Annotated in this window: 1 protein-coding gene; it reads right to left on the reverse strand. The window is 45.9% G+C overall.

The window, feature by feature from the left end; genetic code table 11:
• Window positions 1-559: 559 nt before the first annotated feature.
• Window positions 560-940, reverse strand: a complete 381-nt coding sequence (locus N2K84_RS20105) for an HU family DNA-binding protein (RefSeq protein ID WP_282593626.1) — start codon at window positions 938-940, stop codon at window positions 560-562.
• Between the last annotated feature and the right edge of the window lie 711 nt (window positions 941-1,651).

A 1,651-nucleotide genomic window follows, 5' to 3' on the forward strand; every position in this document is an offset into this window, starting at 1 on the left:
CAGCGGGGCGTAATATGGGTAGCCCCGGGTGGAGTGCAACGGAACCCGGGGATAGGAAGGCGCATTGTTTAGAAGGCGCACCGGAAAGGTAAATTTGAAATGCTGGCGAATCATGCGCCGCACAAGAATACGATTTTAAATAGCGTTTAACCCTTCCGGGGATTCCAACCCCAAAAGGTTGCGCTGCCCGACACGACAACGCGAAAACGCTGCCGCCATTCATCAATAATCAATCATCAATCAAAATGTCCTTACATAAAAAAATTACTTCCTTAAGTAACGATCGTCATGTCCTTAAGTAACGTTCATCATGTCCTTAAGTAATTTTCGTTACTTCCTTAAGTTTTTTTGAAGGGGGTACGTGGGGGGGAGATTTCAGGCTGAAAGATGAAAATGGAAACTAAAATAATCGTAAAGAATTACGAAAACCAGCTAAAAAACATAGTTTATGATTGCGCTAAAGCGTATTTTCGTTCCGTCAGTACAGTACAAAAAAAAAGGAAGCCCCGCGAGGTGCTGGAACACCAGGCAGGGCTATCCCGCGGAATGGGCTTAAGAATTAACCGGAGATCGACACGTCAAGCATTCTCAGTTTTTTCTTAAGCTCTTTTGTTGGCCGGTACTGGATCTTATGACCCTTCACCAACGAGGGGAGCAAATCCTCCACCATTTCGGTCCCGTCGCTTTTTACGCTCACGTAAAAGCTGCCCAGGTCGCCCAGCGAAATAATCTTGCCATTCAGCAATTCGTTGGGGATCAGGTCCATCAGGGCCACCAGCACGCCATGTACGTCGGCACGACGCAGCGAACAACGTTCAGAAACTGCGGTGGCCAAGCCATCCAAATCCACTTTGGCAGCATGCACTGCCGAGGCATAAAACTTCGGAGCCGCCTCTGGCTCCATTGGGTTCCTCCTGGGAACCCCCTTTACTGTAATCATATGATTAAATTTACAGGAGTCCGACATTGGACATCCATCAACCCAAAATTAAGGATTAAGTTTTGTATAAATGAAGCTATTGATACATAAGTTTTGAACATTTAACTGCTTGATTTGGTGACAACTTGTTGAGAAAACAGACAAGATGGTATTGCAGATTTGAAAATTAAATGATAGACAAAATTTTTATAAAGTCACCAAAAATGGCTGGATGCCAAGTAAATACTGGCTGTTCAGCATAACGGTTACTAAATAAATAAACCCAAATAATTGCTGTAAACCAGGGGCTTAGATAATTAACTAAAACCTGTTTTGTTGAGAAATAATTTTCGGCAAATGTGTACGCGAAGACGCCAAGAAATACCCCGGAGGGGTTACACATTTGTAGAAAAGAAGCGCCCCCTACGTCCCGCACAATGCGAAAACAGTAGCGAGTAGCGAGACACGAGTAGCGAGTAGCCAGTAACCAGCCGCCAGTCTTAAATCATAAACAATCAAAATAAATCTGCGTCATCTGCGTCCTGGTTCTTTGCGTTTAACCCTTCCGTCCGGCCTTTGACGGACCAAAAGGGTGCGCCGCCCGACACGACAATGCGAACGCGCTGGCCGCCATTCGTTTACCCCAAACCTCCGTCAAAAGCCGGACAAGCTCTAAAGGGGCTTTTGGCATGGTGCCGATTTAAAAGCCCCAGCGGGGCGTAATATGGGTAG

Source organism: Gaoshiqia sediminis, assembly GCF_025907915.1.
Lineage (GTDB): Bacteria > Bacteroidota > Bacteroidia > Bacteroidales > Prolixibacteraceae > Gaoshiqia > Gaoshiqia sediminis.

Coding starts and splice junctions, on each gene's coding strand:
- N2K84_RS20105 (WP_282593626.1), bottom strand. CDS start 940: ATGATTACAGTAAAGGGGGTTCCCAGGAGGAACCCAATGGAGCCAGAG.